We start from the raw sequence: 26,996 nt of genomic DNA on the forward strand, positions 1-26,996 counted from the left end.
GCAACGCTTCAGCAAAAACGGCCGGGCATTTAATGCCCGGCCGTTTTTTTGTGGGCTGCTACAAATAACGCTGCAGGCGTCGAGCCCGGCCAGTGTCAATGTCACACCCGTCGGTTAAAACCGAACCGCTCCGACTGCTCCGGCAGGTGATTCACAGGATTCTGGGGCAAACCCGTGGCCTTGACAGCGCTATAACGTAAATACCCGGTAAAGAACCTTTTCATAACCGTGCGCACTGCTTATCTTTCAGCCTCCTGATAATAAGCGCTCGCCGCCCAATGGTTGATCATTCAATGCAATCGTCTGTTTCCCACAAATCTCGTCGCTGGCTGTTTGGCCTGCTGGTCCTGCTGATCGTTGTTGCCCTGTGCTGGTGGCTGTGGCCATCCGCCTCGAAAAAGGCAGCCACTGCTCAGCCCGCCGGGCACACCAGCAAGTCGGGGATGATGCGTCGCGGATTTGGCGGTTCGACCCTGGCGGTGCCGGTTCGGGTGGCGGACGTGACGCGGGGTGACTTTGCGGTCTACTACAAGGCACTGGGTACGGTGACCGCGCTCAACACCATTAATGTACGCAGCCGGGTGGCAGGGGAGCTGGTCAAGGTCTATTTCAAGGAAGGCCAGATGGTCAAGGCTGGCGAACTGTTGGCCGAAATCGATCCGCGCAGCTATCAGAACGCCTTGCTGCAAGCCGAAGGCACGCTGTTGCAGAATCAGGCCCAGTTGAAGAATGCCCAGGTCGATGTACAGCGCTATCGCGGCCTGTATGCTGAAGACAGTATCGCCAAGCAGACCCTGGACACCGCAGAAGCACTGGTCAGCCAGTATCAGGGTACGGTCAAGACCAATCAGGCAGCGGTCAACGACGCCAAGCTCAATCTTGAATTCACCAAGATTCGCGCCCCGATCACCGGTCGTGTGGGCTTGCGCCAACTGGACGTCGGCAACCTGGTGGCAGCCAACGACACCACGGCGCTGGTGGTGATCACCCAGACCGAGCCGATTGTGGTCAGCTTCACCTTGCCCGAGAAGGACCTTGCACTGGTGCTTGAGCGTTATCGCAGCGGCGCCAGATTGCCGGTACAGGCCTGGAACCGCGGCGACACCCAGGAACTGGCGACAGGGGTGCTGAGCAGTATCGACAACCAGATTGATATCACCACCGGCACCCTGAAATTCAAGGCCCTGTTCGATAACCGCGATCAGGTGTTGTTCCCCAATCAGTTCGTTAATGTGCACCTGCTGGCCGACACCCTGAAAAACGTGATCCTGGCCCCGACCGCAGCGATTCAGTACGGCACCAACGGTTCGTTCGTCTATGCGATGGACGGCGACAAGAAGGTCAAGATTCGCAGCATCAAGGTCGGTGTCACCGATGGCGATGTGACGGTGATCGAAGAAGGTCTTGAGCCCGGCGACCGTGTAGTGCTTGAAGGCACTGACCGCCTGCGTGATGGCGGCGCGGTGGAAGTGGTCAACGACAGCGCCGAGGTGCCGGCAACCCCGGCGCAACATCTGCAAGGCGGGCCTGAAGCCGATGCAACGGCCGATGGCAAGGTCAAGGGCAAGGCGCACGAATGAATCTGTCGCGGCTGTTTATCCTGCGCCCGGTCGCAACCACGCTCTGCATGCTCGCCATCGTGTTGTCCGGGATCATCGCCTATCGCCTGCTGCCGGTATCGGCCTTGCCCCAGGTCGATTATCCGACCATCCGCGTGATGACGCTGTATCCCGGCGCGAGCCCGGATGTCATGACCAGTGCCGTGACCGCACCGCTTGAGCGTCAGTTCGGGCAGATGCCGGGCCTGACGCAAATGGCTTCCACCAGTTCCGGCGGTGCTTCGGTGCTGACCCTGCGCTTTAATCTCGACATCAATATGGATGTCGCCGAGCAGCAGGTGCAGGCCGCGATCAATGCCGCCAGCAACCTGTTGCCCAAGGATTTGCCGGCGCCACCGGTGTACAACAAGGTCAACCCGGCCGACACCCCGGTACTGACGCTGGCGATCACCTCCAAAACCATGCTGTTGCCCAAACTCAATGATCTGGTCGACACCCGCATGGCGCAAAAAATCGCCCAGATCAGCGGCGTCGGCATGGTCAGCATTGCCGGTGGTCAACGTCAGGCGGTGCGGATCAAGGTCAACCCCGAAGCGTTGGCCGCCAACGGCTTGAATCTGGCGGATGTGCGCACCCTGATCGGCGCGTCCAACGTCAACCAGCCCAAGGGCAACTTTGACGGCCCGACCCGGGTGTCGATGCTGGACGCCAACGACCAGTTGAAGACCCCCCAGGAATACGCCGAGCTGATCCTGGCCTACAACAACGGCGCGCCGTTGCGGCTCAAGGATGTGGCGGAAATTGTCGATGGCGCCGAGAACGAGCGTCTCGCCGCCTGGGCCAATGAAAATCAGGCCGTATTGCTGAACATTCAGCGCCAGCCGGGAGCCAACGTGATTGAGGTGGTGGACCGGATCAAGGCACTGCTGCCAAGCATCACCGACAACCTGCCGGCCGGTATCGACGTCACTGTTCTCACCGACCGCACCCAGACCATCCGTGCCTCGGTGCGCGATGTGCAGTTTGAATTGCTGATCGCCATCGCGCTGGTGGTGATGGTGACGTTCCTGTTTCTGCGCCGTGCCAGCGCTACCCTGATCCCTTCGATTGCCGTGCCGCTGTCGTTGGTGGGCACCTTTGGGGTCATGTACCTGGCCGGATTTTCCATCAACAACCTGACGTTGATGGCCCTGACCATCGCCACCGGTTTTGTGGTCGACGACGCCATCGTGATGCTGGAAAACATCTCGCGCTATATCGAAGAGGGCGACAGTCCGATGCAGGCGGCGCTCAAGGGTGCCAAGCAAATCGGTTTTACCCTGATCTCGTTGACCCTGTCGCTGATCGCCGTACTGATTCCGCTGCTGTTCATGGCTGACGTGGTGGGGCGCCTGTTCCGCGAGTTTGCGATCACCCTGGCTGTGGCGATTCTGCTGTCGCTGGTGGTCTCGCTGACGCTGACGCCCATGATGTGCGCGCGCCTGCTCAAAGCCGAACCCAAGGAAGAAGAACAGGGGCGTTTCTATCGCGCCAGCGGCGCCTTCATCGACTGGATGATCGCCCGCTACGCCAGCATGTTGCAGTGGGTGCTCAAGCATCAGCCACTGACCCTGCTGGTGGCCATCGGCACCCTGGCGCTGACGGTCGTACTGTATATGGTGGTGCCCAAGGGCTTCTTCCCGGTGCAGGACACCGGGGTGATCCAGGGTATCTCCGAAGCGCCGCAGTCCATCTCGTTCAGTGCCATGAGCCAGCGTCAGCAAGAGTTGGCCCGGATCATTCTGCAGGACCCTGATGTCGAGAGCCTGTCGTCCTACATCGGGGTGGACGGCGATAACCCGACCCTCAATAGCGGGCGCATGCTGATCAACCTCAAGCCCCATAGCGAGCGCAGCGAAAGTGCCTCGCAAGTGATCGAGCGCCTGCAACCGCAGCTCGACCAGTTGGTGGGTATTCGCCTGTACATGCAGCCGGTGCAGGACCTGACCATCGAAGACCGCGTCAGCCGTACGCAATACCAGTTCAGCCTGTCCTCGCCGGACGCCGAGATGCTCAGCACCTGGAGCCAGAAACTGGTGACGGCGCTGAACAATCAGCCCGAGTTGACCGATGTGGCCAGCGACCTGCAGGACAAGGGCCTGCAGGTGTACCTGATGATTGACCGCGATGCGGCTTCACGCCTTGGGGTGTCGGTGGCCAACATCACCGATGCCCTGTACGACGCCTTCGGTCAGCGGCAGATTTCCACCATTTATACCCAGGCCAGCCAGTACCGCGTGGTGCTGCAAGCCCGGGACGGCGAAAAAATCGGCCCCCAGGCGCTGGAGCAGATCCACGTCAAAACCACCGATGGCGGCCAGGTGCGGCTGTCGAGCCTGGCCAAGGTCGAAGAGCGTCAGGCGCAACTGGCGATCTCCCATATCGGCCAGTTCCCTTCGGTGATGGTGTCGTTCAACCTCGCGCCCGGGGTGGCCCTGGGGCAAGCGGTCGAGTTGATCGATCAGGTGCAGAAGGACATCGGCATGCCGGTGGGGGTGAAGACCGAGTTCCAGGGCGCAGCCCAGGCCTTCCAGGCTTCGTTGTCGAGCACCTTGCTGCTGATTCTGGCGGCGGTGGTGACCATGTACATCGTGCTTGGCGTGCTGTACGAGAGCTACATCCACCCGATCACCATCCTCTCGACCTTGCCCTCGGCGGCGGTCGGAGCCTTGCTGGCCTTGATCCTGAGCGGCAATGATCTGGGGATGATTGCGATCATTGGCATCATCTTGCTGATCGGTATCGTGAAAAAGAACGCGATCATGATGATCGACTTCGCCCTCGACGCCGAACGCAATCAGGGCATGGCCCCCGAGCAAGCGATCTATCAGGCGGCACTGCTGCGCTTCCGGCCGATCCTGATGACGACTCTGGCGGCGCTGTTCGGCGCCATACCGCTGATGCTGGCCACCGGCTCGGGCGCTGAATTGCGTCAGCCATTGGGGCTGGTAATGGTCGGCGGTCTGCTGGTGAGCCAGGTACTGACCCTGTTTACCACTCCGGTGATCTATCTGTACTTCGATCGCCTGGGCCGCCGCTGGCGGGGTGATGCGGCTGCGCCCGAGCAGGCGTCGCTATGAACCTGTCCGGTCCGTTCATCAAGCGTCCCGTCGCGACCATGCTCCTGAGCCTGGCGATCATGTTGCTGGGCGGGGTGAGTTTCGGCTTGCTGCCGGTGTCGCCGCTGCCGCAGATGGATTTCCCGGTGATCGTGGTCTCGGCCAGTTTGCCGGGTGCCAGCCCCGAGGTGATGGCATCCACCGTGGCTACCCCGCTGGAGCGTTCCTTCGGCGCGATTGCCGGGATCAACACCATGAGCAGCCGCTCGAGCCAGGGTTCTACCCGGGTCATCCTGCAGTTCGATCAGGACCGCGACATCAACGGCGCCGCCCGTGAGGTGCAGGCGGCGATCAACGCTTCGCGCAACCTGTTGCCCAGCGGCATGAAAAGCATGCCGACCTACAAAAAGGTCAACCCGTCCCAGGCACCGATCATGGTGCTGTCGCTGACCTCCGACGTGCTGTCCAAGGGCGAACTGTACGACCTGGCCTCCACCATCCTGTCCCAGAGCCTGTCCCAGGTCCCGGGGGTAGGTGAAGTGCAGATCGGCGGCAGCTCGCTGCCGGCGGTGCGCATCGAACTGGAGCCGCAACTGCTCAACCAGTACGGCGTGGCCCTGGACGACGTGCGCAATACCATTGCCAACGCCAACGTGCGCCGGCCCAAGGGCGCGGTGTCCGATGGCGATCGCAACTGGCAGATCCAGGCCAACGACCAGCTGGAAAAGGCCAAGGATTACGAGCCGCTGATCATTCGCTACCAGGACGGCGCGGCCTTGCGCCTGAGCCATGTGGCCAAGGTTCAGGACAGCGTTGAAGACCGCTACAACAGTGGTTTTTTCAACAATGATGCGGCCGTATTGCTGGTGGTCAACCGCCAGGCCGGGGCCAACATCATCGAGACCGTGAACGCGATCAAGGCCCAGCTGCCGGCGCTGCAGGCGGTGTTGCCGGCCAGCGTCAAACTGAACCTGGCCATGGACCGCTCGCCGGTGATCAAGGCCACCTTGCACGAAGCCGAAATGACCCTGCTGATTGCCGTGGCGCTGGTGATTCTGGTGGTGTTCCTGTTTCTGGGTAACTTCCGGGCGTCGCTGATCCCGACCCTTGCGGTGCCGGTATCGCTGGTGGGCACCTTTGCCATCATGTACCTGTACGGCTTCTCGCTGAACAACCTGTCGCTGATGGCGCTGATTCTGGCCACCGGGCTGGTGGTGGACGATGCCATCGTGGTGCTGGAGAACATCTCGCGGCATATCGATGCCGGTATTGCGCCGATGAAAGCGGCGATGCTGGGGGCCAGGGAAGTCGGTTTTACCCTGCTGTCGATGAACGTTTCGCTGGTGGCGGTATTTCTCTCGATCCTGTTTATGGGGGGGATTGTCGAAAGCCTGTTCCGTGAATTTTCCATCACCCTGGCGGCCTCGATCGTGGTGTCGCTGGTGGTGTCGCTGACCCTCACCCCGATGCTCTGCGCGCGCTGGCTCAAGCCCCATGTGCCGGGTACCGAGAACGCCATGCAACGCTGGAGCATGGGCCTTAACGAGCGCATGGTCGCCGGCTATGCCCGCAGCCTGGACTGGGTATTGCGCCACAAGCGCCTGACCCTGTTGAGCCTGCTGGTGACCATAGGCGTCAACGTGGCGCTGTACGTGGTGGTGCCCAAGACCTTCATGCCGCAACAGGACACCGGGCAGTTGATCGGCTTTGTCCGCGGTGACGACGGCCTGTCATTCAGCGTGATGCAGCCGAAGATGGAAATCTTCCGCAAGGCAGTGCTGGCCGATCCGGCGGTGGAGAGTGTTGCCGGCTTTATTGGCGGCAATGGCGGCACCAACAACGCAATCATGATCGTGCGCCTCAAGCCCATTTCCGAGCGCAGGATTTCGGCGCAGAAGGTCATTGAACGCCTGCGTGAAACCATGCCCAAAGTACCCGGCGGGCGCCTGATGCTGATGGCCGACCAGGATCTGCAGTTTGGCGGCGGACGCGAGCAAACCAGTTCGCAGTACTCCTACATCCTGCAAAGCGGTGACCTTGGTGAACTGCGCATCTGGTACCCGAAAGTGGTGGCTGCGCTCAAGGCCCTGCCCGAGCTGACGGCCATCGACGCCCGTGAAGGACGGGGCGCACAGCAGGTAACGCTGGTGGTAGACCGCGATCAGGCCAAGCGCCTGGGGGTGGACATGGACATGGTCACCGCCGTGCTCAACAACGCCTACAGCCAGCGGCAGATTTCCACTATCTACGACAGCCTGAACCAGTATCAGGTGGTGATGGAGGTCAATCCCAAGTACGCCCAGGACCCGCAAACCCTGGAGCAGGTGCAAGTGATCACTGCCGAAGGCCAGCGCATCCCGTTGTCGGCCATTGCCCATTACGAGAACAGTCTGCAGGACGACCGGGTGGAGCATGAAGGCCAGTTTGCCTCGGAGACCGTTTCCTTTGACATGGCCCCCGGGGTATCGACCGAGCAGGGCACCGCCGCGATTGAGCGGGCCATTGCCAAGCTGGGCCTGCCCGAAGACGTGATTGCCAAAATGGCCGGCACCGGCGATGCCTTTGCCGCCACCCAAAAGAGTCAGCCGTTCATGATTCTCGGTGCGCTGCTGGCGGTGTATCTGGTGCTGGGGATTCTCTATGAGAGTTATATCCACCCCTTGACCATTCTCTCGACCCTGCCTTCGGCCGGGGTCGGCGCCTTGCTGAGCATCTACCTCACGGGGGGCGAGTTCAGCCTGATTTCCCTGCTGGGGCTGTTCCTGCTGATCGGGGTGGTGAAGAAAAACGCGATCTTGATGATCGACCTCGCGCTGCAACTGGAGCGGACCGCCGGGTTCAGCCCCGAGGCGTCAATTCGCAGCGCTTGCCTGCAACGTTTGCGCCCGATCCTGATGACCACCCTGGCGGCCATCCTGGGGGCCGTGCCCCTCATGCTGAGCACCGCCGAAGGGGCAGAAATGCGCCAGCCCCTGGGCCTGACCATTATCGGCGGGCTGATCTTCAGCCAGATCCTGACCCTTTACACCACCCCGGTGGTTTACCTCTATCTTGACCGCGCACGCCATCGTTTCAACAAATGGCGTGGCGTGCGCACTGATGCTGCTCTGGACACTCCGCTATGACTTCTCGTTTGCTTAAACTCGCTCCGCTGCTGTTATCTGGCTTGTTGCTCAGCGCCTGTGCAATAGGTCCGGACTACCAGCGTCCCGAATCGGCGGCAGCAGCGGATTACAAAGAGGCTGCCGGCTGGACCCGGGCCAACCCCAGCGATGCGCTGGCCCGTGGTGCCTGGTGGGAGCTGTATGGCGATGCGCAGCTCAATGGCCTGGTGGAGAAACTCAACAGCAGCAACCAGACAGTGGCCCAGTCCGAGGCCCAGTTCCGTCAGGCCCAGGCCCTGGTGCGCAGCGCCCGTGGGGCCTTTCTGCCAAGCGCCGACTTGAGCGTGGGCAAAACCCGCTCCAGCCAGGGCACCGGTAGCTCCAACTCCAGCCTGACCAGTTCCAGCAGCGGCATTCGCGACACCTTGAACGCCCAGGTGGGGGTCAGCTGGGAAGCCGATGTCTGGGGCAAATTGCGTCGCGGGCTGGAAGCCAACGAAGCCAGTGCCGAGGCCAGCCTGGCCGACCTGGCCGCCATGCGTTTGAGCCAACAGTCGGAGCTGGTGCAGAACTACCTGCAACTGCGGGTGATCGATGAGCAAAAACGCCTGCTGCAAGCCACGGTCGAGGCTTATCAGCGTTCGTTGAAAATGAGCGAAAACCAGTACAAGGCCGGGATTTCCGGCAAGGACGCCGTGGCCCAGGCGCAAACCCAGTTGCGTAACACCCAGGCCAACATGATCGACCTGATCTGGCAGCGGGCGCAATTCGAGAACGCCATTGCCGTGCTGACCGGGCAGGCGCCTTCCGGGTTCAGCCTGTCTGAAACCACAACCGTTCCGGCGCTGCCGCAAATCCCGCTGAGCCTGCCTTCGCAGTTACTGGAACGGCGTCCGGACATCGCCTCGGCGGAGCGCTCGATCATTGCCGCCAACGCCAATATCGGTGTGGCCAAAGCCGCTTACTATCCTGACTTCAGCCTGAGCCTGCAGGGCGGTTACAGCAGCAGTCAGTATCAGGACTGGATCAGCGTACCGAACCGTTTCTGGTCGGTCGGGCCAAAAGTCTCCTTGCCGCTGTTCGATGGTGGCCAGCGTTCGGCCGAGGTTGACCGTAACGAGGCGCTGTATGACCAGACCGTGGCCAAATACCGCCAGACCGTGCTCGATGGCTTGCGCGAAGTGGAAAACTACCTGGTGCAGCTGAAGGTGCTGGGGGATGAGGCTGTGGTTCAGGAGCAGGCACTGGAGTCGGCCCGCGAGTCGTTACGCCTGACCAGCAACCAGTACAAGGCCGGCCTGATCGCTTACCTGGACGTTGTGGTGGTCCAGGCCACTGCCCTGAACACTGAGCGCAACGTGCTCAACTTGCGACAAAGCCGCCTGATCGCCAGCGTCAAACTGATTGCCGCACTGGGTGGTGGCTGGGACGGCAATACCGATTTAAGCCAGGACCGCTAATCAGCCTGAACCTTGCAGCAGCGAGGCACCGGCCCTAATAAAAGGTAAACCGGTCCTTGCCGCTGTGCTTGGACACATACAGCGCCTTGTCCGCCTTGGCCAGGGCCTGGTTCAGGCTGTCATCGTCTTCGACCCGGGTCAGCCCGATGCTGACGGTCACCGGGTAAGGGTGCGGGTCTACGCGCACTAGCCGGCACAACTCGTCCATCAACGCCTCGACATCGCTGCGCCGCACACCCGCCAGGTACACCGCGAACTCCTCGCCGCCCAGCCGCGCATACTCATGGTCAGCCATCACCGCCTGGATGCTGGCTGCAGTGCGCTTGAGCACCTCATCGCCAATATCATGGCCGTAAAGATCATTCACCTTCTTGAAGTTGTCGATGTCGATCATCGCCAGGTAGTGATCCTGCTCCCGTGGCCGGGTCGCCAATACATTGCCGGCCTGGGTCATGAAGGAGCGGCGATTGGGAATCTCGGTCAAGGGGTCAATGTAGGCCTGGCTCACCAGCAGTCTGAACATGGTGAAGTTGTAGAGCTTGATTTTGCGCAACTTGAAAAAGTTGTAGATCGTCAGGCTGCTGAGAAAGGCCAGATAGCACAGGATCAGGGTGCCCCGCAGATCGGTGACCGACACTTGAGTCATCAGGAAAGGGTTGAGGGTCAGCCAGGTGATGGCCACCACTGCGATAAACCCCCGATGGCCCAGCGGCATCACGGAGGCGCCGTAGAGGATGCTGGAGCAGGCCAGAATCAGCCAGATCGGCTGGGCATCGGCCGGCAGGCCAAAAATGATCAGGCGGATACCGATGGCAATCACTGCCACGAACAGGGCATTGAGTATGTCGAAATGCCAGGACTTGCGAATGAAACCCAGAATGATGGTGAGCACCACCAGGGTGCTCAGAAACAGGATGGACAGGGCGGTGAACCCCTGGCGGCCCTTGATGCTGACGATCAGGTTGAACAACAGCCACATGAAGATGCTTGCGCTGAAGGTGAGGCGGCAGAAGTTACGCAGTTTTTCGAAGTCATGTTGGGCGAATTCAGCTCGCAAGGCGTGGGGCGCCGCTTGCTTGGAAATCTCTTTTTCAATGGTCTTGAGCATGGCGGCCTTGATCAGGATCAACCGACGGGATTCGGGCCACCTGTGGGACTGTGCCAAGGGGGCCTCTACGTCCGGGCCGGCAGACACTCTGACAGTGGCTGCACCCGGGCGCTGCACGGATAACCCTAGCAGGAGTTTCGGGCATCAGTGCAACGGCCGGGGCGCTTGCTTCTGGCGGTTAACGGGCCTGGGCGAGCACCTCACCGATACTGCGCCGGCGTGCATAGTGCTCGCTGGCGCGGATCAGCTGTTCAAGGTCTTCGGGGGTCACGTCAATGAACGCATCCATTTGCTCCAGGGCTTGTTGCAAGTCCTGGGCGGTAATGCCCGGGTCGCCCGGGTTCGGCTCCGGGGGTTTTTTCGGGTAGCGCACCCGGGTCAGATTGTTATAGGCCAGTGCTGCCACCAGCATGCACGCCGCCGCGAGCATTACCGGCGCCAGCAGGCCCCAGCCCAGGCTGGCGCTGTCCGGATCTGCCAGGACCACCAGCAAGGCCAGCGCCCCGGCGGGCGGGTGCAGGCAGCGCAACAGGCACATGACAATCAGCGCCAGGCCTACCGCCAGGCAGGCGCTGTCCAGATTGCGCCCAAAGAAGTGCGCCACCGCCAATGACACCAGGGTTGCACAGAGGTAGCCGCCAATAATCGACCAAGGTTGCGCCAGCGCCCCTGAAGACACGGCAAATAGCAGAACCGCACTGGCCCCCAGCGGGCCAATCAAATGCATGGCCACCGGCAGGCCGAAAAACAGGCTGCAGACCCAGACACTCAAGAGCGTGCCAAGGGATACGCCAATGGCGGCGCGGCTCCATTCGGTGGGACGGGTATTGGTGGCCGCAGGCAATAGGCGGCTGATCCAGCGGGTATGCATGGTGAGGAAAATCCGGGGGTTGGCGATTGAAAGGATAAAAAAAGGGCTGTGCGGGTTTCCCGGCAAGCCCTTGAAAATGTCCCTTCATTTGGGGGAGGAACGGGAGCAGTGTGCAACAGCTGGTAACAGTCCGCAAATTCATAATAATGCTGATTAACTGCATTAATTTTGATGTTTGGAGCTGTTTGTCCTAGTCGTCAAAGCCCACTTGCTCGTGGATTTCATCCACTTTGAGTTCCAGCCGGTAGGCCACGGCAATAAACAGGGCCTGGCACAGGCACAGGGTTGCGCTCAACGAGCGAAACGCGAACGAACTGCCCTCATTGACCAGCAGCACGCTGTTGGCGCGTTTGGCCAGCGGTGACAGGTTGCTGTCGGTGATGATAAGGGTTTTGGCCTGATGCAACTGGGCAATGCGCAGGCAATGCTGGGTTTCCTTGCCATAGGGGGTAAAGCTGATGGCAATCACCAGGTCGTTGGCCCGCACGCTGCGCATTTGCTCGCGATAACTGCCCCCCAGCCCGGACACCAGATGAATGCGCTTGTTGGTGTGCTGCAGGTTGTACACCAGGTAGTCGGCCACGGCGAAAGAGCGGCGCACCCCCACCACATAGATATTGTCAGCGTTGACCACCAGGTCCACGGCCTTGTCGAAGGACTGGTCATCCAGTTCCAGCCCCAGACGTTCGATACCCGATAGGGTCGCGTTGATGCACTCACGGGCCAGATCGCCGCCGCTGGCTTTTTGCGACTTGTTGGCAATCATGCTGCGAATACGTTGCTGGTAATTCTGCGCCGGCGTGGCCTTGTGGGTGTAGGCCTCGCGAAACAGCGCCTGCATTTCACTGAAACCACTGAAACCGAAGCGTTGCGAGAAGCGCACGATGGCCGAAGGGTGGACTTCGCACTCGCGGGCAATATCACTGATCCGGTCAACCATGATCCGGTCACTTTGCTGGCTCATATAGCTGGCAATACGTTTGAGCTGACGCGGCAGGCTCTCGTATTCCTCGGTAATGAGCTGCAACAGGCGTTCGGCATTGATCGGTGGGCCGGCCTGTTCGCTCTCTGGCGTTTGCTCGATCGGTGCCGGCTGATCAGGGGAGGGCATAGGGAGTCCTTATGGATGGCTCTTCAGGTCATGGGGCAGTTTAGCCTGCAAAGTCTACAGGGTAGGTGCGCAATAAATCCTGACCGGCCGTTCAAAGACCCTGTGGCTGAATCGTTACAGGGTCGAAAATTGATCCCTCTGGATCAATATGGAACAAAAATTCTACATTAAAAAATTATGGAATAAATATTGTTTATTGTGTCCGGACGTTTTAGTCTTCATCTCACAAAGAGCGCTCAACCTTCGGGGTGATGAGTGCAGGCTGATAAAAATAACAGGAGCCAGCATGGGACAGACTCGTTTTGCCACAGGGCGTGATTTGGATTTGATCTGCCTTGGACGCCTGGGCGTCGACCTCTACTCGCAGCAAGTCGGCGCGCGGCTGGAGGATGTCAGCAGCTTTGCCAAATACCTGGGTGGCTCATCGGCCAACATTGCCTTTGGTACTGCGCGCCTGGGCTTGCGCTCGGCCATGCTGAGCCGGGTGGGGGATGACCATATGGGGCGCTTTCTCACCGAGTCACTGGCTCGTGAAGGCTGTGACGTCAGCGCCATCACTGTTGATCCGCAGCGTCTGACCGCCCTGGTGCTGCTGGGCCTTAAAGACCGCGAAACCTTCCCGCTGGTGTTCTACCGCGAAAATTGCGCCGACATGGCGTTGCGCGCAGAAGACATCGACCCGGCCTTCATAGCCTCGAGCAAGGCCCTGCTGATTACCGGTACCCATTTCTCCACCGAAGGCGTGTATCAGGCCAGCGTCCAGGCGCTGGAATACGCCGAACAGCACAACGTCAAACGTATTCTGGATATCGATTACCGGCCGGTGCTTTGGGGCCTGGCGGGCAAGGCCGATGGCGAAACACGCTTTGTCGAAGACAGCAAAGTCACCGCCCACGTGCAATCGATCCTGCCGCGCTTCGACCTGATCGTGGGCACTGAAGAAGAATTTCTGATTGCCGGCGGCGGCACCGACCTGCTGGCGGCATTGCGTGCGGTACGGGCGCTGACCGCAGCAACGCTGGTGGTCAAGCTCGGTTCCCAGGGCTGTACGGTGATCCAGGGCCAGATCCCGGCCCGGCTTGAAGACGGTGCCATTTATCCCGGCGTGCGGGTTGAGGTACTGAATGTGCTGGGGGCCGGGGATGCCTTTATGTCCGGTTTCCTCAGCGGCTGGCTCAAGGATGCCAGCGATGAACGCTGCAGCCAGCTGGCCAATGCCTGCGGCGGCCTGGTGGTGTCGCGCCATGCCTGTGCTCCGGCGATGCCGACGCCTGCCGAACTCGACTACCTGTTCAGCAGCCCGGTGCCGATCACCCGCCCGGATCAGGATGTGGCATTACAGCGCTTGCACCGGGTCAGTGTGCCGCGCAAGCAGTGGAAACAACTGTTTGTGTTTGCCTTCGATCACCGCTGGCAGCTGGTTGAAGTGGCCCAGCAGTATGGTCGCGATCACAACAGTATCTGCGCGCTCAAACAGCTGTTTATCCGCGCGGTCGAGCGGGTTGAAACTGACCTGCGGCGTCAGGGCATCGACGCCGATGTCGGGTTGCTGGCCGACCAGCGTTTTGCCCAGGACTCACTGAATGCCGCCACCGGTCGCGGCTGGTGGATTGCCCGCCCGGTAGAGGTTCAGGGTTCACGGCCACTGGCCTTTGAGCATGGTCGCTCGATTGGCAGCAACCTGATTGGCTGGCCCCAGGAACACATCATCAAGTGTCTGGTGCAGTTTCACCCCGACGACGAGCCGCTGCTGCGCCTGGAGCAGGAAGCGCAGATCAAGGGGCTGTATGAGGCATCCCTGGTCAGCGGCCATGAACTGTTGCTGGAGATCATCCCGCCCAAGGATCACCCTTCGACTCATCCCGATGTGCTGTACCGCGCGTTGAAGCGCTTGTACAACCTGGGGATTTACCCGGCCTGGTGGAAAATCGAGGCCCAGACGCCAGAGGTCTGGGAGCAGCTTGATGCGCTGATTCAGGAGCGCGACCCCTATTGCCGGGGCGTGGTGCTGCTGGGCCTGAATGCCCCGGCACAAGCACTGGCAGAAGGTTTCCGCCAGGCACGTCACAGCAGCACCTGCCGCGGTTTTGCCGTGGGCCGCACGATCTTCCAGGAGCCAAGCCGTGCCTGGTTGGCGGGGGAGATCAATGATCAAACATTGATTGAACAGGTGCAGGGCACGTTTGTGCAGCTTATCGAATCCTGGCAAGCGGCCCGCCGCTAACCCGGTTCCTGTATCTGTCCTTGTATCGGCACCTGTATCTACATCGGCACCTGGACCTGCATCTGCATCTGCGCATACATCTGCATCTGCATCTGCATCTGCATCTGTAGGAGCGAGCTTGCTCGCGAGCTCTTCAAGATCAAAAGCTCGCGAGCAAGCTCGCTCCTACAGGTACAGGTACAGGTACAGGTACAGGTCCAGAGGTTCAGGTCCAGGTCCAGATTCAGGTTCAGGTTTAGGTTTAGGTTTAGGTTCAAGTTCAAGTTCAGATCCAGCTTCAGGCACAGGTTCAAGTACAGCCGCAGGGTGCTGTTTAATTCAGAAAACAATAATAGGTGCAGCCATGCCCGCTATTCGTATTGGCATTAACCCGATTTCCTGGAGTAACGATGACTTGCCGTCATTGGGCGGCGAGACGCCATTGAGCACGGCGCTCAGTGAAGGCAAGCAAATCGGTTACGAGGGTTTCGAACTCAACGGCAAATTCCCCAAGGACGCCAAGGGCGTCGGCGATGTGCTGCGTCCCTACGATCTGGCACTGGTCTCGGGCTGGTATTCCAGCCGCCTGGCCCGGCGCTCGGCGGCCGAGGAGATCGACGCAATCGCCAGTCACGTGCAGTTGCTGGCCGAAAACGGAGCCAGGGTGCTGGTCTATGGCGAAGTCGCCGACTCGATCCAGGGCCAGCGCATTCCATTGGTCGAGCGCCCGCGCTTTCACACCGAACAGGCGTGGCAAGCCTATGCCGACAAGCTCAATGAACTGGCACAGTTCACCCTGTCCCAGGGCGTGCGCCTGGCTTATCACCATCACATGGGCGCCTATGTAGAGTCGCCGTCGGACATCGACACCCTGATGAGCCTGACCGGCCCCGAAGTGGGTCTGCTGTTCGACGCCGGCCATTGCTACATGGGCGGTGGCGAGCCGCTCGAGGTGTTGCGCAAACATATTGACCGCGTCTGCCACGTGCACTTCAAGGATGTGCGCAAGGCCGTGGTGCAACTGGCACGCAACAACCTGTGGAGCTTCCCGGACTGCATCATCAACGGCACCTTCACCGTGCCCGGCGATGGCGACATTGATTTCGCGGCATTGCTCGATGTGTTGCTGGCTGCCGATTACCACGGCTGGCTGGTGGTTGAAGCCGAACAGGACCCGGCCGTGGCGCCGAGTTTTGCCTATGCGCAAAAGGGTTATCAAACCCTGCGCGGCCTGCTGGATGCGAGGACCGGAAAATGAGCTTGCTGATCAAGAGTCAGGCCACGGGTAAAACCATGGTCGAACTGCCACTGGGGGCGCTGGAGTACGTGGGTTTTAGCGCTTATCGCCTGGCCGCCGGCGAACATCTGCCGGTCAGCGCCGGCGATCAGGAGCTGTGCCTGGTGCTGCTCAGCGGGCGGGTCACCATCAGTGGCGAAGAGCCGGGCAAGGGCGCTTTCAGCTGGGCCGATATTGGCGATCGCGACTCGGTATTCGAGGACAAATCGCCGTTCGCTGCCTACCTGCCGCCAGGCAGTCAGGCCCGGGTACTGGCCTTGGGCGAGGTGCAAATCGCTGTCTGTGCCGCACCGGGTTCGGCCACCGCCGGGCTGGGTGCACGCCTGATCAAACCCGAGGCCATGAAGCGCAGCGTGCGCGGCAAAGGCGCCAATACCCGCTATGTCTGCGACATTCTGCCCGACACCGAGCCTGCGCATTCGCTGCTGGTGGTGGAGGTGCGCACCCCGTCCGGGCACTCGTCCAGCTATCCACCGCACAAACACGACACCGACGATCTGCCGCACCAGAGCTTTCTCGAAGAAACCTATTACCACCGGATCAACCCGCCCCAGGGCTTCGTGTTCCAGCGGGTCTACACCGATGACCGCAGCCTCGATCAGGCCATGGCAGTGGAGAACAGCGACCTGGTGGTGGTGCCCAAGGGCTACCACCCGGTCAGCGTGCCCTATGGCTATGAATCCTATTACCTCAACGTCATGGCCGGTCCCAAACGCGTCTGGCAATTTCACAACGACCCGCAGCACAGCTGGCTGATGGATCTTTAACGTTTTCGGAGAACAATAATGAGCACTACCCCGGTTATCGGTCACTACCTCAACGGCCAGCTCCAGGACACAGGCGGCGAGCGTTTCAGCGACGTATTCAATCCAGCCACCGGCGCCGTGCAGGCACGGGTGGCACTGGCCAGCCAGCACACCGTAGACGAGGCCGTGGCTTCGGCACTCAAGGCATTTCCGGCCTGGTCCGAACAGTCGTCCTTGCGCCGGTCGCGGGTGATGTTCAAGTTCAAGCAACTGCTCGACGAACACCACGATGAACTGGCTGAAATCATCTGCCGCGAACACGGCAAGGTGTTTTCCGATGCCAAGGGCGAAGTGACCCGCGGCATTGAAATTGTTGAATATGCCTGCGGTGCGCCGGCTCTGCTGAAAACCGATTTCAGCGACAACATCGGTGGCGGTATCGATAACTGGAACCTGCGCCAGCCCCTGGGCGTGTGCGCCGGGGTCACCCCGTTCAACTTCCCGGTCATGGTGCCGCTGTGGATGATTCCGCTGGCGCTGGTCACGGGCAACTGCTTCATCCTCAAGCCTTCGGAGCGTGATCCGTCAGCCAGCCTGCTGATGGCGCGCCTGCTGACTGAAGCCGGCCTGCCGGATGGTGTATTCAACGTGGTGCAAGGCGACAAGAGCGCGGTCGATGCGCTGTTGCAGCATCCGCACATCGAAGCCATGTCGTTTGTCGGCTCCACGCCGATTGCCGAGTACATCTATCAGCAGGGCACCGCGCGGGGCAAACGGGTCCAGGCATTGGGCGGGGCAAAGAACCACATGATCGTGATGCCCGATGCCGATCTGGATCAGGCGGCGGATGCACTGATCGGTGCGGCTTACGGCTCGGCAGGCGAGCGTTGCATGGCGATCTCGATTGCCGTGACCGTGGGTGATGTGGCCGACAAATTGATCGAAAAACTGCTGCCGCGCATCGACCGGCTCAAGGTCGGCAATGGCTTGCAGCCGGACAGCGAAATGGGGCCTCTGGTGACCGCAGAGCACAAGGCCAAGGTCATTGGTTTCATCGATCAGGGCGTGGCCCAGGGCGCACAGTTGATTGTCGACGGTCGCGACCTGAAAGTGCCGGGCGCAGAGCAGGGGTTCTTTGTTGGCGCCACCCTGTTCGACCAGGTCACCCCTGAGATGAGTATCTACCAGCAAGAGATTTTCGGCCCGGTGCTGGGGATTGTCCGGGTGCCTGACTTTGCCAGTGCCGTGGCGTTGATCAATGCCCATGAATTCGGCAACGGCGTGTCCTGCTTCACCAGCGACGGCGGCGTGGCCCGGGCCTTTGCCCGCACGATCAAGGTCGGCATGGTGGGCATCAATGTGCCGATTCCGGTGCCGATGGCCTGGCATTCATTTGGGGGCTGGAAGCGTTCGTTGTTTGGTGATCACCACGCCTACGGCGAAGAAGGTATCCGCTTCTACAGCCGTTACAAAAGCGTGATGCAGCGCTGGCCGGACAGCATCGCCAAGGGTCCGGAATTCAGCATGCCGACGGCCAAATAGCCAACCCCACAACCCCCACCTGACCTGCAGGAGCGAGCTTGCTCCTGCAGCGGGCAGCAAGTAGTCGGGACAGGTATTTTTTCAGGGTGAAAACATGAGTACGACACGACTGACCATGGCCCAGGCCCTGGTGAAATTTCTCGATAACCAATACGTCGAAGTCGATGGGGTCGAGAGCAAGTTTATCGCCGGGATTTTCACCATTTTTGGTCACGGCAACGTGTTGGGGCTGGGCCAGGCGCTGGAGCAGGACAGCGGCGATCTGGTGGTGCATCAAGGCCGCAACGAGCAGGGCATGGCCCATGCCGCCATCGGCTTCGCCAAGCAGAACCTGCGACGCAAGATTTACGCCTGCACCTCGTCGGTCGGCCCCGGGGCTGCCAATATGCTCACCGCCGCGGCCACTGCCACCGCCAACCGGATCCCGTTGTTGCTGCTGCCGGGCGATGTCTATGCCAGCCGTCAGCCTGACCCGGTACTGCAGCAGATCGAGCAATTCCACGACCTGAGCATCAGCACCAACGATGCATTCAAGGCCGTGAGTAAATACTGGGATCGCATCAACCGTCCCGAGCAGTTGATGAGCGCGGCCATCCAGGCCATGCGCGTGCTCACCGACCCGGCTGAAACCGGCGCCGTCACCCTGGCCCTGCCACAGGACGTTCAGGCCGAAGCCTACGATTACCCGGATTACTTCCTGCAAAAACGCGTGCACCGCATCGACCGTCGCTTGCCGACCCCGGCGATGCTGGCCGACGCCCAGGCCATCGTTGCGCGTAAACGCAAGCCGCTGATCATCTGCGGGGGCGGGGTCAAGTACTCCGCGGCCAACGCAGCCCTGCAGGCCTTTGCCGAGCGCTTTGATATTCCGTTCGCCGAAACCCAGGCCGGCAAAAGCGCGATTGTCTCGGCGCACCCGCTGAACGTCGGCGGGATCGGCGAGACCGGTTGCCTGGCCGCCAACTTGCTGGCCGCACAAGCCGATCTGATCATCGGCATCGGCACCCGCTATACCGACTTCACCACCTCGTCGAAATCCTTGTTTCAGCACCCGGAGGTGGAGTTTCTCAACCTCAACATCAGCCCTTGCGATGCCCTGAAACTCGATGGCGTGCAAGTGCTGGCCGATGCCCGGGCCGCGCTGCAAGCCCTGGGCGAGATCCTCGGGCAACAGGGCTATCGCTCAGACTGGGGTGATGCCCCCGAATTGGCCAGGGCGCAACTGGACGCGGAAGTCGACCGGGTTTATCAGGTCGACTATCAGCAGCCGGACTTCGCCCCCGAGATCACCGACCACCTTGACCCGGCGGTGCTGCGCGAGTTTATCGAGCTGACCGGTTCATGCCTGACCCAAAGCCAGGTGCTGGGCGTGCTCAACCACAGCCTGGCCGACGACGCGGTGATCGTGGCCGCGGCAGGCAGCCTGCCCGGTGACTTGCAGCGGGCCTGGCGTAGCAAGGGGGTCAACACCTATCACCTGGAATACGGCTACTCGTGCATGGGCTACGAAGTCAACGCGGCGCTGGGGGTCAAGCTCGCCGAACCCGGGCGTGAGGTCTACGCGCTGGTGGGCGACGGTTCCTACATGATGCTGCACTCCGAGCTGCCGACCTCGATTCAGGAGCGGCGCAAGATCAACGTGGTGCTGTTCGACAACATGACCTTCGGCTGCATCAACAACTTGCAGATGGGCAACGGGATGGACAGCTTCGGCACCGAATTCCGTTATCGCAATGCGCAAACCGGCAAGCTCGACGGTGGTTTTGTGCCGGTGGACTTCGCCATGAGCGCGGCGGCCTACGGTTGCAAAACCTACAAGGTCAGCACCCTTGAACAGTTGCATATGGCACTGGCCGATGCACGTTTGCAAACGGTCTCGACCCTGATCGACATCAAGGTGCTGCCCAAAACCATGATCCACAGCTACCTGACCTGGTGGCGGGTGGGTGTGGCCCAGGTGTCCACCAGCCCGCGGACCGATGCGGCGGCACAAAAGCTCAACCTCGCACTTTCCAAAGCCCGGCAGTACTGATCGCAAACCTCTGACAAAAAAACCAACAGGAGCAGGCATATGTCGTTGAACACTAATTCCCTGAAGCTTGGCGTGATCGGTACCGGCGCCATCGGTCGTGACCATATCCGTCGGTGCAGCCAGACCTTGCTCAACAGCCAGGTGGTGGCCGTCACCGACATCAATCTGCTGCAAGCCGCCCAGGTGGTGGCTGATCTGGGGCTGAGCGCCGAGGTGTACCCGGACGGGCATGCCCTGATCAATGCACCGGAAGTCGATGCGGTGCTGGTGACATCCTGGGGGCCAAGCCATGAAGAGTTTGTGCTGGCCGCGATCAAGGCCGGCAAGCCGGTGTTCTGCGAGAAGCCGTTGGCAGTGACGGCCGCCGGCTGCCGGGCCATCGTTGATGCAGAAGTTGCCCATGGCAAGCGTCTGGTCCAGGTCGGCTTCATGCGTCCGTATGACGAGGGCTACCGCGCACTCAAAGCCGTGATCGACAGCGGCCAGATCGGCGAGCCGTTGATGCTGCACTGCGCGCACCGCAACCCGACGGTGGGCGAGAACTACAAGACAGACATGGCGATCACCGACACCCTGATCCATGAACTGGACGTGCTGCGCTGGTTGCTGGATGACGACTACGTTTCGGTACAAGTGGTGTTCCCGCGCAAGACCAGCAAAGCTCTGGCCCATCTCAAAGACCCGCAAATCGTGCTGCTGGAAACGGCCAAGGGCACGCGGATCGATGTTGAGGTGTTTGTTAACTGCCAGTACGGCTATGACATTCAGTGCGAAGTGGTGGGCGAGACCGGGATTGCCAAACTTCCGGAGCCGTCGCAAGTGCAACTGCGCAGCGGCGCCAAGCTGTCCAACGCCATTTTGATGGACTGGAAAGACCGTTTCATCGGCGCCTACGACGTTGAGTTGCAAGCGTTCATCGACGCCGTGCGTGCAGGCCGGGTAGGCGGCCCCTCGGCATGGGACGGTTTTGCTGCTGCGGTGGCAGCCGATGCTTGCATCGAAGCGCAGCAGAGCGGGGCAATCGTCAAAGTGCAGTTGCCGGAGCGCCCGGGGTTTTACGGCCCGCACGCCCAATAAACCAAATACCAGAAAACCTGTAGGAGCGAGCTTGCCTCGCGAGCTCTTCAAGATCAAAAGCTCGCGAGGCAAGCTCGCTCCTGCAGGAGACAGGTTCGCCCGGGTACATGGAGGCTTTATGCGTATTGGACTTGTCGGTTTTGGCCACGGTGGCCGTTTTTTTCATGCTCCGCTGATTGCCAGTTTGCCCGGCATCACGTTCGCTGGGGTTGTTACCCGCTCGCCTGAGCGGCGCCGCTTGTTGGCCAGCGAATACCCCGGGGTCAAGGCCTGGGACAGCCTGGGCCAGATGGTCGAAGCCGGGGTTGATCTACTGGTGATTTCTACCCCGCTGCAAGGCCGCCCGGAGCTGGTCATGCAGGCCATCGAGCTGGGTGTGCCGGTGGTCAGTGACAAGCCTTTCGCCGCCGATACCCATCAGGCCGAACAATTAGTGGCCGCAGCTCAACGTCAGAACGTGCTGTTGAGCGTGTATCAAAACCGGCGCTGGGACTCGGATTTTTTGACCATCCGCAAATTGCTGGATGCCGCTGCCCTGGGCCAGGTCACCCGCTTTGAATCATTCGTTGAGCGCTTTGCTCCCGATTCGGTGGGGGATGCCAGCGGCGGTGGCTGGCTGCGGGATCTGGGCAGCCATCTGGTTGACCAGGCGCTGCAGCTGTTCGGCCCGGTGCAGACGGTTTACGCCGAACTGGCCGATAGCCCCGGGCACCCCGGCATCGATCACACTTTCTTCATCGCCCTGACCCACGCCAATGGCGTGGTTTCCCACATCGGTGGCAGTTGCCTGCAAAGCAGTCCACGCCCCAGGTTTCGGGTGACCGGCAGCCTGGGCAGCTACAGCGTTGAAGGCTTTGACGGACAAGAGGCGGCAGTGCTCGCCGGGTTGTCGCCCAAAACCGAAGGTGAGCGTTGGGGCGCCGAAGAGCATCGGCGCTGGGGCTGGTTCGAGCAGGGGGCCGAGCGTGAGCGGGTACCCACCGAACATGGCCGCTGGCAGCAGTTTTATCTGCAAATGATCGACGCGGTAAAACACCAGGGGGCAGTGCCGGTGGACCCGCAGGATGCGTTGCAAGCCCTGCGGGTGCTGGACGCGGCGCGCCTGAGTGCCGAGCGCAGGCAAGTCATCCGGCTCGATCAGGCAAGCTAAAATAGAATTATTTTTTTAATAAATTCTAAATACGGTTGATATAGAAATTATTTTCCAATAGAGTCAATTCCAGGTCAGCGAGACCTGGCCTCAGCTGTCATTCAAGTACGTACCGCATCTATAAAACCAACAAGAATGTGGAGACTGCCCTAATGAAACACCGCCTACGTTTTGCTTCCCTTGCACTGTCGATGATGCTGGCCAGCGGCGCAGCCATGGCCGACGTAAAAATCGGTGTGAGCATGTCCCAGTTCGATGACACGTATCTGACTTACTTGCGTGAGTCGATGAATGAAAGAGCCAAGAGCAACCCCGAAGGCGTGCAGTTGCAGTTTGAAGATGCCCGCGCTGACGTGGTCAAGCAGCTGAGTCAGGTCGAAAATTTTATCAGCCAGAAAGTCGACGCCATTGTGGTTAACCCGGTGGACACCGCCGCGACCCGCAAAATCACCGAAGCAGCGGTCAAGGCCGGGATTCCGCTGGTCTACGTCAATCGCCGCCCGGATGATGAAAAACTGCCGCCGGGCGTTGCCACCGTGGCCTCCAAAGATATAGAAGCCGGTCAGATGCAGATGGAATACCTGGCGAAAAAAATGGGTGGCAAGGGCGATATCGTCATCCTGTTGGGCGATCTGGCCAACAACGCCACCACCAACCGCACCAAAGGCGTGAAAGAGGAACTGACCAAGTACCCCGATATCAAGGTTGACCAGGAGCAGACCGGGATATGGCTGCGAGACAAAGGCATGACCCTGACCAATGACTGGCTGACCCAAGGCCGCAAGTTTGATGCGGTGGTCTCCAACAACGACGAGATGGCCATCGGTGCGGCAATGGCCTTGAAGCAGGCCGGCATCGAGCCCGGCACTGTGCTGATTGCCGGTGTCGACGGCACCCCCGACGGCGTGCGTGCGGTGGAGAAGGGCGAACTGGCGCTCACGGTGTTCCAGGACGCCAAGGGCCAGGCCTACGGCTCGGTCGATACCGCCCTGAAAATGATCAAGAAAGAACCGGTAGAGCAGGCGGTCTGGGTGCCTTTCCAGCTGATCACCAAAGACAATGCCAAGGATTTCAAGTAGTCGTCATCTCAATCCAATAACAACAATATGCGGCAGGGCTCAAGCCTTGCCCGCTGTCTCGGACATTCACCGAGGCATCTGAGGAGTACTGGCTATGCTCGCGTCAGCGACTGTTTCAAGCACCTCGACCATGGCGCCCGCGCCTGCGGCTCTCCCTCAAGAGGTTCCTTATCTGCTGGAGGTGGTCAACGTCAGCAAGGGTTTTCCCGGCGTAGTGGCGCTTGATGACGTGCAACTGCGGGTACGTCCGGGTTCGGTTCTGGCCCTGATGGGGGAGAACGGCGCCGGCAAGTCGACCCTGATGAAAATCATCGCCGGTATCTATCAACCCGACTCCGGCGAGTTGCGACTGCGGGGCAAACCCGTGACCTTCGCCGGTCCCCTGGCGGCTTTGCAGGCAGGGATAGCCATGATCCATCAGGAACTGAACCTGATGCCGCACATGAACATTGCGGAAAATATCTGGATCGGCCGCGAGCAGCTCAACGCGCTGCACATGATCGACCATCGCGAGATGTTCCGTTGCACTGCGCAACTGCTGGAGCGTCTGCGGATCAACCTCGACCCCCAAGAACTGGTAGGCAACCTCAGCATCGCCGAGCGGCAGATGGTGGAAATTGCCAAGGCCGTGTCGTACAACTCGGACATCCTGATCATGGATGAACCGACCTCGGCCATTACCGACAAGGAAGTCGCCCACCTGTTTTCGATCATTGCCGACCTCAAGTCCCAGGGCAAAGGCATCATCTACATCACCCATAAAATGAACGAAGTGTTCAGCATCGCCGACGAAGTGGCAGTGTTTCGCGATGGTGCCTATATCGGCCTGCAGCGGGCCGACAGCATGGACGGCGACAGCTTGATTTCGATGATGGTGGGGCGCGAGTTGAACCAGCTGTTTCCAGTGCGGGAAAACCCGCTGGGCGAACTGCTGTTGTCGGTCCGCGACCTGAGTCTGGACGGCGTGTTCAAGGGGGTTACGTTTGACCTGCACGCAGGCGAGATCATGGGCATTGCCGGTTTGATGGGCTCGGGACGAACCAACATCGCCGAAACCATTTTCGGCATCACCCCTAGCAGTGGTGGAGAAATCCAGCTGGACGGGCTGCCCGTGCGTATAACCAGTCCCAACATGGCCATCGAGAAGGGCTTCGCCCTGTTGACCGAAGACCGCAAGCTGACCGGACTTTTCCCCTGCCTGTCGGTGCTGGAAAACATGGAAATGGCGATTCTGCCGCATTACGCCGGCAATGGTTTTATCCAGCAAAAAGCCCTGCGCGCCCTGTGCGAAGACATGTGCAAAAAGTTGCGGGTCAAAACCCCTTCCCTTGAGCAATGCATCGACACCCTGTCCGGCGGCAATCAGCAAAAGGCCTTGCTGGCCCGCTGGCTGATGACCAACCCCCGGGTATTGATTCTGGATGAGCCGACCCGGGGTATCGACGTCGGGGCCAAGGTCGAGATTTACCGGCTGATCTCCTTTCTCGCCAGCGAAGGCATGGCGGTGATCATGATTTCATCGGAACTGCCTGAAGTGCTGGGTATGAGCGACCGGGTCATGGTCATGCACGAAGGTGAACTGATGGGCACCCTGGACCGCAGCGAGGCGACCCAGGAGCGAATCATGCAATTGGCCTCCGGTATTACCGCGATTCATTAATGACTTCAGTGCAGCGGCCCGACAGGGTCAGTGGCGCAGCAGAACAAGAGAGAAAACGTCCATGAACGCAATAACTGAAAACAAGCCTGCCGTGGCCCCGCCTAAAACCAAAAGCCGTCGTCGGTTCCCCACCGAGCTGAGCATCTTTCTGGTGCTGATCGGCATTGGTCTGGTGTTTGAAGTATTTGGCTGGATCGTGCGTGACCAGAGTTTCCTGATGAACTCTCAGCGTCTGGTGCTGATGATCCTGCAAGTGTCGGTGATTGGCTTGCTGGCCATTGGTGTCACCCAGGTGATCATCACCACCGGTATCGACCTGTCATCGGGCTCGGTGCTGGCGCTGTCGGCGATGATTGCCGCCAGCCTGGCGCAAACTTCTGATTTCACCCGGGCGGTATTCCCGTCGCTGACCGACCTGCCGGTGTGGATCCCGGTGCTGGCCGGGCTTGGCGTGGGGCTGCTGGCGGGGGCGATCAACGGCAGCATCATTGCGATTACCGGGATTCCGCCCTTTATTGCCACCCTGGGCATGATGGTGTCGGCCCGTGGCCTGGCGCGTTACTACACCGAAGGCCAGCCGGTGAGCATGCTCTCGGACTCCTACACCGCCATCGGACATGGGGCGATGCCGGTCATCATCTTCCTGGTGGTGGCGCTGATATTCCACATTGCCCTGCGCTACACCAAATATGGCAAGTACACCTACGCCATCGGCGGCAATATGCAGGCGGCGCGTACCTCGGGGATCAACGTCAAGCGTCACCTGATCATCGTCTACAGCATCGCCGGTCTGCTGGCGGGTCTGGCCGGCGTCGTGGCGTCGGCACGGGCTGCCACCGGGCAGGCGGGCATGGGCATGTCCTATGAACTGGATGCAATTGCTGCGGCAGTGATTGGCGGCACCAGCCTGGCGGGCGGAGTAGGGCGCATTACCGGTACGGTGATCGGCGCACTGATCCTTGGCGTCATGGCCAGTGGTTTCACCTTTGTCGGGGTTGATGCCTACATCCAGGACATCATCAAGGGCCTGATCATCGTGGTGGCGGTGGTGATCGACCAGTACCGCAACAAGCGCAAGCTCAAGCGCTAACCCCACGCCCTGTAGGAGCGAGCTTGCTCGCGAGCTTTTCCGATACGCCACGAACAGCTCGCGAGGCAAGCTCGCTCCTACAGATAATTCATGTGCCCGGCAGCCGCATCGATAGCCCACACCCCTGTAGGAGCGAGCTTGTCTCGCGATCTTTCCGATACGGCCCGAAGAGCGCGCGAGCAAGCTCGCTCCTACAGTTAATCATGTGCCCGGCAGCCGCATTGCCAAGCCCACGCTCAATCCAACAACGTCTTAGTCCTGACAGAAGCGGATGCGGTTGCCGAAGGGGTCATGGACTTCCAGAACCTGCCCCCAGCCCTGCTGAACAATCTCCGGGCGTCCGTAGCCGTAGCGCTTGCCCTGGAGTTCGTCATGCAACAACTGGATATTGTGCATCGGCACAAATAGGGTCGCCCCGGGGCTCGCATCGCCATGGTGCTCGGAGAGATGCAGTTGCAGACCGTTGCGGCTGATCCCCAGATACAGCGGCAGATCCGCTTCGAAGCGGTGCTCGAATTCGACGCTGAATCCCAGAAAATCCAGATAGAACTCCCGGGCCTTGGCTTCGTCAAACATCCGCAGGATCGGGATGGCCTTGTCGAACCTGATGACCGGCAAGGGATTCTCGGCGGGCAGTATTGCTGACGCAGTGTTCCAGTCCTTGTAGCCCAGCAAGTGCGCCACCGTTTCCAGCGCCGTGGCATGAGTCAGCTCTTGCGCGAGCAGTTCCCGGGAGGCACGCAGCCGCCTGGCCATCTGTTTGGCTTGTTCGATCGAAATCATGGTTGTTCTCCTGAGGTCGAGGCGCA

General features: G+C 60.4%; 18 protein-coding genes. 14 read left to right on the forward strand and 4 right to left on the reverse strand.

What is annotated here, in order from left to right; all coding sequences use genetic code 11:
* Positions 1-278 precede the first annotated feature (278 nt).
* Genes B195_RS09245 through B195_RS09260 form a run of 4 tightly spaced genes read left to right on the forward strand, consistent with a single transcriptional unit; the run spans position 279 to position 9,221 of the window.
* Positions 279-1,580, forward strand: a complete 1,302-nt coding sequence (locus tag B195_RS09245; RefSeq protein ID WP_037001985.1) for an MdtA/MuxA family multidrug efflux RND transporter periplasmic adaptor subunit — start codon at positions 279-281, stop codon at positions 1,578-1,580.
* On the forward strand, positions 1,577-4,678 hold the full coding sequence (locus B195_RS09250; protein ID WP_003447603.1) for an MdtB/MuxB family multidrug efflux RND transporter permease subunit: 3,102 nt from the start codon (positions 1,577-1,579) through the stop codon (positions 4,676-4,678). Before B195_RS09245 ends, B195_RS09250 begins: the two co-directional genes overlap by 4 nt.
* A complete protein-coding gene (locus tag B195_RS09255; RefSeq protein WP_003447604.1) occupies positions 4,675-7,782 on the forward strand; it encodes an efflux RND transporter permease subunit in 3,108 nt (1,035 codons plus the stop codon). Before B195_RS09250 ends, B195_RS09255 begins: the two co-directional genes overlap by 4 nt.
* On the forward strand, positions 7,779-9,221 hold the full coding sequence (locus B195_RS09260) for an efflux transporter outer membrane subunit (RefSeq protein ID WP_003447605.1): 1,443 nt from the start codon (positions 7,779-7,781) through the stop codon (positions 9,219-9,221). Before B195_RS09255 ends, B195_RS09260 begins: the two co-directional genes overlap by 4 nt.
* Positions 9,222-9,255: 34 nt before the next feature.
* Here the strand turns inward: B195_RS09260 and B195_RS09265 are convergent, their stop codons facing one another.
* The 3 genes from B195_RS09265 to B195_RS09275 form a co-directional block, all read right to left on the reverse strand.
* Positions 9,256-10,329, reverse strand: coding sequence for a GGDEF domain-containing protein (locus B195_RS09265; protein ID WP_029612454.1), 1,074 nt, complete (start codon positions 10,327-10,329; stop codon positions 9,256-9,258).
* Between the two features lie 178 nt (positions 10,330-10,507).
* Positions 10,508-11,200 carry an HPP family protein gene (locus tag B195_RS09270; protein WP_003447608.1) on the reverse strand — a complete coding sequence of 231 codons (693 nt, stop codon included), beginning with the start codon at positions 11,198-11,200 and terminating at the stop codon, positions 10,508-10,510.
* Between the two features lie 190 nt (positions 11,201-11,390).
* Positions 11,391-12,311 (reverse strand): MurR/RpiR family transcriptional regulator, encoded by a 921-nt coding sequence (locus B195_RS09275; protein ID WP_003447610.1) that lies wholly within the window; start codon positions 12,309-12,311, stop codon positions 11,391-11,393.
* A 286-nt stretch (positions 12,312-12,597) separates the two neighbouring features.
* Between B195_RS09275 and iolC the strand changes: the two genes are divergently transcribed.
* From iolC to B195_RS09325, 10 genes are all read left to right on the forward strand, one after another.
* Entirely contained in the window at positions 12,598-14,535 is a 1,938-nt protein-coding gene (gene iolC, locus B195_RS09280) for a 5-dehydro-2-deoxygluconokinase (RefSeq protein ID WP_003447611.1), read from the forward strand.
* Between the two features lie 343 nt (positions 14,536-14,878).
* Complete coding sequence (gene iolE / locus B195_RS09285; protein ID WP_003447616.1) at positions 14,879-15,772, forward strand: myo-inosose-2 dehydratase; 894 nt, start codon at positions 14,879-14,881, stop codon at positions 15,770-15,772.
* The gene (gene iolB / locus B195_RS09290; protein ID WP_003447618.1) at positions 15,769-16,578 is read left to right on the forward strand and encodes a 5-deoxy-glucuronate isomerase; all 810 of its coding nucleotides are present in this window, start codon (positions 15,769-15,771) and stop codon (positions 16,576-16,578) included. The genes iolE and iolB overlap by 4 nt, the downstream gene beginning before the upstream one ends.
* Before the next feature lie 18 nt (positions 16,579-16,596).
* Positions 16,597-18,099: a CoA-acylating methylmalonate-semialdehyde dehydrogenase gene (locus B195_RS09295; RefSeq protein WP_003447620.1), complete on the forward strand. Its 1,503-nt coding sequence runs from the start codon at positions 16,597-16,599 to the stop codon at positions 18,097-18,099.
* A gap of 94 nt (positions 18,100-18,193) precedes the next feature.
* Positions 18,194-20,131: a 3D-(3,5/4)-trihydroxycyclohexane-1,2-dione acylhydrolase (decyclizing) gene (gene iolD, locus B195_RS09300; protein WP_003447622.1), complete on the forward strand. Its 1,938-nt coding sequence runs from the start codon at positions 18,194-18,196 to the stop codon at positions 20,129-20,131.
* 39 nt (positions 20,132-20,170) lie between these two features.
* Positions 20,171-21,208 carry a Gfo/Idh/MocA family protein gene (locus B195_RS09305; protein ID WP_003447624.1) on the forward strand — a complete coding sequence of 346 codons (1,038 nt, stop codon included), beginning with the start codon at positions 20,171-20,173 and terminating at the stop codon, positions 21,206-21,208.
* A gap of 118 nt (positions 21,209-21,326) precedes the next feature.
* A complete protein-coding gene (locus tag B195_RS09310) occupies positions 21,327-22,358 on the forward strand; it encodes a Gfo/Idh/MocA family oxidoreductase (RefSeq protein WP_003447626.1) in 1,032 nt (343 codons plus the stop codon).
* A 152-nt stretch (positions 22,359-22,510) separates the two neighbouring features.
* Positions 22,511-23,437 carry a sugar ABC transporter substrate-binding protein gene (locus B195_RS09315; protein WP_003447628.1) on the forward strand — a complete coding sequence of 309 codons (927 nt, stop codon included), beginning with the start codon at positions 22,511-22,513 and terminating at the stop codon, positions 23,435-23,437.
* 94 nt (positions 23,438-23,531) lie between these two features.
* Complete coding sequence (locus tag B195_RS09320; RefSeq protein WP_003447629.1) at positions 23,532-25,097, forward strand: sugar ABC transporter ATP-binding protein; 1,566 nt, start codon at positions 23,532-23,534, stop codon at positions 25,095-25,097.
* A gap of 61 nt (positions 25,098-25,158) precedes the next feature.
* Positions 25,159-26,187, forward strand: a complete 1,029-nt coding sequence (locus B195_RS09325; protein ID WP_003447631.1) for an ABC transporter permease — start codon at positions 25,159-25,161, stop codon at positions 26,185-26,187.
* A gap of 252 nt (positions 26,188-26,439) precedes the next feature.
* Here B195_RS09325 and B195_RS09330 read toward each other — a convergent pair whose 3' ends face one another.
* Complete coding sequence (locus B195_RS09330; RefSeq protein ID WP_003447633.1) at positions 26,440-26,970, reverse strand: glyoxalase superfamily protein; 531 nt, start codon at positions 26,968-26,970, stop codon at positions 26,440-26,442.
* Positions 26,971-26,996 lie beyond the last annotated feature (26 nt).

Source organism: Pseudomonas sp. Lz4W (genome assembly GCF_000346225.2).
GTDB classification, from domain to species: domain Bacteria; phylum Pseudomonadota; class Gammaproteobacteria; order Pseudomonadales; family Pseudomonadaceae; genus Aquipseudomonas; species Aquipseudomonas paraversuta.

Excerpts from the sequence above, each read along its gene's own strand:
- B195_RS09305 (WP_003447624.1), top strand. The coding sequence starts at position 20,171 with ATGTCGTTGAACACTAATTCCCTGAAGCTTGGCGTGATCGGTACCGGC.
- iolD (WP_003447622.1), top strand. The coding sequence starts at position 18,194 with ATGAGTACGACACGACTGACCATGGCCCAGGCCCTGGTGAAATTTCTC.
- B195_RS09260 (WP_003447605.1), top strand. The coding sequence starts at position 7,779 with ATGACTTCTCGTTTGCTTAAACTCGCTCCGCTGCTGTTATCTGGCTTG.
- B195_RS09330 (WP_003447633.1), bottom strand. The coding sequence starts at position 26,970 with ATGATTTCGATCGAACAAGCCAAACAGATGGCCAGGCGGCTGCGTGCC.
- iolB (WP_003447618.1), top strand. The coding sequence starts at position 15,769 with ATGAGCTTGCTGATCAAGAGTCAGGCCACGGGTAAAACCATGGTCGAA.
- iolE (WP_003447616.1), top strand. The coding sequence starts at position 14,879 with ATGCCCGCTATTCGTATTGGCATTAACCCGATTTCCTGGAGTAACGAT.
- B195_RS09270 (WP_003447608.1), bottom strand. The coding sequence starts at position 11,200 with ATGCATACCCGCTGGATCAGCCGCCTATTGCCTGCGGCCACCAATACC.
- B195_RS09250 (WP_003447603.1), top strand. The coding sequence starts at position 1,577 with ATGAATCTGTCGCGGCTGTTTATCCTGCGCCCGGTCGCAACCACGCTC.
- B195_RS09245 (WP_037001985.1), top strand. The coding sequence starts at position 279 with ATGGTTGATCATTCAATGCAATCGTCTGTTTCCCACAAATCTCGTCGC.
- B195_RS09295 (WP_003447620.1), top strand. The coding sequence starts at position 16,597 with ATGAGCACTACCCCGGTTATCGGTCACTACCTCAACGGCCAGCTCCAG.
- B195_RS09325 (WP_003447631.1), top strand. The coding sequence starts at position 25,159 with ATGAACGCAATAACTGAAAACAAGCCTGCCGTGGCCCCGCCTAAAACC.
- B195_RS09275 (WP_003447610.1), bottom strand. The coding sequence starts at position 12,311 with ATGCCCTCCCCTGATCAGCCGGCACCGATCGAGCAAACGCCAGAGAGC.
- B195_RS09320 (WP_003447629.1), top strand. The coding sequence starts at position 23,532 with ATGCTCGCGTCAGCGACTGTTTCAAGCACCTCGACCATGGCGCCCGCG.
- B195_RS09310 (WP_003447626.1), top strand. The coding sequence starts at position 21,327 with ATGCGTATTGGACTTGTCGGTTTTGGCCACGGTGGCCGTTTTTTTCAT.
- B195_RS09315 (WP_003447628.1), top strand. The coding sequence starts at position 22,511 with ATGAAACACCGCCTACGTTTTGCTTCCCTTGCACTGTCGATGATGCTG.
- B195_RS09255 (WP_003447604.1), top strand. The coding sequence starts at position 4,675 with ATGAACCTGTCCGGTCCGTTCATCAAGCGTCCCGTCGCGACCATGCTC.
- iolC (WP_003447611.1), top strand. The coding sequence starts at position 12,598 with ATGGGACAGACTCGTTTTGCCACAGGGCGTGATTTGGATTTGATCTGC.
- B195_RS09265 (WP_029612454.1), bottom strand. The coding sequence starts at position 10,329 with ATGCTCAAGACCATTGAAAAAGAGATTTCCAAGCAAGCGGCGCCCCAC.